General features: G+C 48.5%; 6 protein-coding genes. All 6 read left to right on the forward strand.

Annotated elements, in window-relative coordinates; genetic code table 11:
- Positions 1 to 726, forward strand: a 726-nt coding sequence (locus AC1WIP_RS12095) for a pyruvate kinase (protein ID WP_481142064.1), incomplete at its 5' end; no start/stop codon positions are given.
- Positions 727 to 729: 3 nt separating this feature from the next.
- The gene (locus AC1WIP_RS12100; protein WP_481142065.1) at positions 730 to 1,320 is read left to right on the forward strand and encodes a nucleoside/nucleotide kinase family protein; all 591 of its coding nucleotides are present in this window, start codon (positions 730 to 732) and stop codon (positions 1,318 to 1,320) included.
- Positions 1,321 to 1,375: 55 nt separating this feature from the next.
- Complete coding sequence (locus tag AC1WIP_RS12105) at positions 1,376 to 1,816, forward strand: YaaR family protein (RefSeq protein ID WP_481142066.1); 441 nt, start codon at positions 1,376 to 1,378, stop codon at positions 1,814 to 1,816.
- A gap of 17 nt (positions 1,817 to 1,833) precedes the next feature.
- Positions 1,834 to 2,826 carry a DNA polymerase III subunit delta' gene (gene holB, locus AC1WIP_RS12110; protein WP_318703210.1) on the forward strand — a complete coding sequence of 331 codons (993 nt, stop codon included), beginning with the start codon at positions 1,834 to 1,836 and terminating at the stop codon, positions 2,824 to 2,826.
- A complete protein-coding gene (locus AC1WIP_RS12115; RefSeq protein WP_481142067.1) occupies positions 2,827 to 3,558 on the forward strand; it encodes a histidine phosphatase family protein in 732 nt (243 codons plus the stop codon).
- 74 nt (positions 3,559 to 3,632) lie between these two features.
- The coding region (locus AC1WIP_RS12120; protein ID WP_481142068.1) for a LytR/AlgR family response regulator transcription factor at positions 3,633 to 4,365 on the forward strand (733 nt) is incomplete at its 3' end.

Consider the following 4,365-nt stretch of genomic DNA (forward strand, 5'->3'; position numbering starts at 1 on the left):
GTATCGGACGGAATCATGGTGGCAAGAGGCGATATGGGAGTGGAGGTGCCTATGGAAGAGGTTCCCATTCTCCAGAAAAAAATGATCAAGATGGCAGTGGCACGGGGCAAGCATGTAATCACAGCCACGCAGATGCTGGAGTCCATGATCAAGAATCCCCGCCCCACAAGAGCGGAGGCTACGGATATTGCAAATGCTATCTATGACGGGACCACTGCTATCATGCTGTCAGGAGAAAGCGCGGCGGGACTTTACCCGGTGGAAGCCGTAAAGACTATGGGTAAAATTGCAGAGCGTGCGGAGCAGGATATTGACTATCGCTCCAGAATGCAGAAGAGACAGGGGGAGCGTACGGAAACGCCTGACATTACCACGGCAATCTCTTACGCAACCTGCAGTGTGGCCATGGATTTGAAGGCGGATGCCATCATAACCGTCACAATGTCCGGCTTTACGGCAAACATGATTGCCCGTTACAAGCCTGCCTGCCCTATCATCGGGTGTACGCTGGATGAAAAGGTATGCAGACAGCTGAATCTCTTGTGGGGAGTGAGCCCTGTGCTGATCAAAAAGGAGCAGACTACGGATGCGTTGTTTGAGGAGGCTGTATTTAAGAGCAAGCAGGCAGGTCTGATCAAGACTGGCGACACGGTTGTCATAACTGCGGGAGTGCCCCTGGGTATTGCAGGAAAGACAGATATGATCCATGTGGTAGAGGTCGTGTAGCAGATGGGTAAGATCATATGTCTTATGGGGAAAAGCTCTACGGGAAAGGATACTATTTTTAAGGAGCTTTTGGCAGAGGATGCCCTTGGGTTAAAAACGATTGTCCCCTACACTACAAGGCCCATCCGGGCAGGAGAGAAGAACGGCAGAGAATATTTCTTTGCCAGTGAAGAAGACTATCAGCGGCTGAAGCAGGAAAACAAAATCATTGAGGAGAGGGCGTATCAGACCTATTACGGACTGTGGAGATACTTCACGGTGGATGACGGGCAGATACAGCTTGCCAAGGAGAATTATATTATGATAGGCACACTGGAGGCGTACCGGAATATCAAGGAATATTTCGGTGCGGAAAGGGTACTGCCCATCATGATAGAATTAAACGATGGTGTGCGCCTCCAGAGGGCTCTGGACAGGGAAAAACAGCAGGAGTCTCCGGGATATGAGGAGATGTGCCGGAGGTTCCTGGCAGACAGCATAGATTTTTCTGAGGAAAAGAAAAAGGAGGCGGGCATAACCAGATGCTTTTACAATGATGATCTGCCAAGCTGCCTGAAGGAGATCAAGGCGTATATCGCAGAGGCAAAGGATTAAAAAGGTCTGTTAAAACATGTCCTCTGCACAGGGAAGCGCACGAAGGAGGTAGCGCGTGGATATCAAGGTAAATCAGGTAACGGCAAGCCAGCCGGTGGAGCAGGCTGTCTCAAAGCCGCCGGAGGATGGAAGCTTTAAGTTTACCCTGGCCAGCCATGTGGAGGAGGCAGAGCTGCAGGCCAGACTCCAGACCCTTATGGAACAGATTACCATGGAAGGGGAAAAGCTTTCCAAGCGTCGGGACGTAAAGGATATGAAGCATTACAGAGGGCTGGTAAAGGAATTTTTAAATGAGGTTGTTACCCGTTCCCATGTCTTTTCCAGAGAAAATTTCCTGGACAGAAGGGGACGGCACAGAGTTTATGGAATTATCCGGCTTGTGGATGAGAATCTGGATCAGCTGGCCAAGGAACTTATGAAGGACGAGCAGGATCATCTGGCGATTCTAAACAAGATCGGAGAGATCAGAGGACTTTTACTGGATATCTTTACATAGGAAAAGGGGGTGGAAGCATGGCTGCATTTCGGGATATTATAGGCCAGGAGCAGATAAAAGAGCATCTGCAGGCCGCTATTTCAGGGGATAAGGTTTCCCACGCATATATCATAAGCGGTGAAAAATCTTCGGGCAAGGAGTTTATTGCAAGGATATTTGCCATGACGCTGCAGTGTGAAAAGGGAGGAATTGAGCCTTGCCAGCAGTGCCATTCCTGCAGACAGGCATTGTCGGATAACCACCCGGATATCATCCATGTGGTTCACGAAAAGCCTGCAACCATAAGCGTTGAGGATATCCGCAGCCAGATTAACAGTGATGTGGGCATCAAGCCCTACAGCGGCCCCAAAAAAATTTATATTGTGAGCGAAGCGGAAAAAATGACCGTGCAGGCTCAGAATGCGCTTTTGAAAACGCTGGAGGAGCCGCCGGAGTATGCAGTGATTCTATTGCTTGCAGGCAATGTGAACGGGCTTTTACCCACCATTGTAAGCCGCTGCGTGGTGCTTACAATGAAGCCGGTTTCGGATGAGCTGATCAAGAAATACTTGATGGAGCAGCTTAAGGTGCCGGATTATAAAGCGGAGGTGTGCGCAGCTTTTGCCAGGGGAAACGTGGGAAAGGCAAAGGCCCTGGCAGCCAGCGAGGATTTTGAAAAGGTAAAGTCAGAGGCTGTCTCGCTGCTAAAATACGCAAGAGATATGGAGCTATGGGAGATTATAGCGGCCATCAAAAAGATTACAGAGTATAAGATGGAGGTCAATGATTATCTGGATATCATGGCAGTGTGGTATCGTGATGTGCTGTTGTTTAAAGCCACCAACGATGTGAATCACCTGGTGTTTAAGGAGGAGATCCAGGCGCTGCGCACAGCGGCGGGAAGAAGCAGCTATGAGGGAATCGAGAGTGTTTTGGAGGCCCTGGAAAAGGCAAAAAACCGTTTGAATGCCAATGTAAATTTTGAATTGACCATGGAGCTTCTGATGATGGAAATTAAGGAGAACGGCTAAATGAAAATATTGATCGTAAGACACGCAGACCCGGACTATTCGATTGACTCATTGACGGAAAAAGGCTGGAGAGAGGCGGAATATCTTTCTGAAAGGCTTTCACGGCTTCCCGTGAAGGCTTTTTACGTATCACCCTTAGGCAGAGCTAAGGATACGGCGTCCTGCACTTTGAAAAAAGTAAATGCCAGGGCGGAGGAATGTGAATGGCTCAGAGAATTTCAGCCGGATATCAGCAGGCCGGATGTGACGTCTCACAGAACCATTGCCTGGGACTGGCTGCCTCAGGATTGGATGCAGGAGGAAACGTATTTTAAATATGATACCTGGCAGGATACAAAAATCTTTAAGGAAAGTCAGGTGGGAGAGGAATATGAATGGGTGACAGGGTGTCTGGACGAGCTGCTTAAGCGCCACGGCTATTATAGGGAAGGGCACTTTTACCGGGCAGAGAGGCCGAATAATGATACCATTGTTTTGTTCTGTCATTTTGGCGTTGCCTGTGTACTGCTCAGCCACCTGCTGAATATTTCTCCCATGGTGCTGTGGCATGGCTTGTGCGCGGCGCCCTCCTCGGTGACCACGCTGGCTACTGAGGAACGAAGAAAGGGGATTGCCAGCTTTCGAATGTTGTCCTTTGGGGACACTTCGCATCTGTACGCCAACGGAGAGCCGCCTTCCTTTGCGGCAAGGTTCTGTGAATGCTTTGGCAATGAGGGGGAACGATGCGATTAGAGCATAGTATATAGGGGAGGAGTGTGTTTTTAGGGGAATTGAACAAAAGAAACCTGTTTTAGGAATAAGGTCGTATGAAGAAGTTTGTGATATGTGATGACGAAACCTTTTATCTGGAAAAAGTAAAGACCCTTGTCCAGGAGAACCTTGAGAAGGCAGGAGTAACCGATGTGGAGCTGTATGCTTTCTCCTCCGGCACAAAGCTGCTTGAGCAGGAGAAACTGCTGGCGAAATGTCAGGCTGTGTTTCTCGACATTAATATGCAGGACTGCAGCGGATTGGATATTGCCTTTCAGATCAAGCAGAAGAACCCGGATATTCTTTTGATCTTTGTGACCGCATACATGGATTATGTGCTGGCTGGGTATCAGGCTGAAGCGTTTCGCTTCCTGCTAAAGGACGATTTGGAAGCCATGATGCGGGAGTGCATTTGGGCCCTGCTGGAGAAAATAGACAAGGTAAACGCAAGTATTTTTCTGGAATTTTCAGATGGAGCCAGAAATATACGGGTAAAGCATATTCTTTATGTAGAAAGCTTTGGGCATAAACTGTATTTCCATATGCAGGATGAGGCAAAGAAGCAGCATGAAATGTACGGAAACTTAAGCGATCTGGAAAAACGTCTGAGGGAATATGGTTTTTGCAGAGTACATAAAAGCTATCTGGTAAATATGCAGTTTGTGGAAAGCATGAAACGGTATCAGATCACTCTGACAAACGGACAATCCCTGCCCATCCCTAAGGATAAATTTAGGGCGGAATTGTCACGTATGGCCAACTGTATGTCGGTGGCTGCAGCCCGCGCAT

The organism is Acetatifactor sp. (assembly GCF_982438285.1).

Coding starts and splice junctions, on each gene's coding strand:
- AC1WIP_RS12115 (WP_481142067.1), top strand. CDS start 2,827: ATGAAAATATTGATCGTAAGACACGCAGACCCGGACTATTCGATTGAC.
- holB (WP_318703210.1), top strand. CDS start 1,834: ATGGCTGCATTTCGGGATATTATAGGCCAGGAGCAGATAAAAGAGCAT.
- AC1WIP_RS12100 (WP_481142065.1), top strand. CDS start 730: ATGGGTAAGATCATATGTCTTATGGGGAAAAGCTCTACGGGAAAGGAT.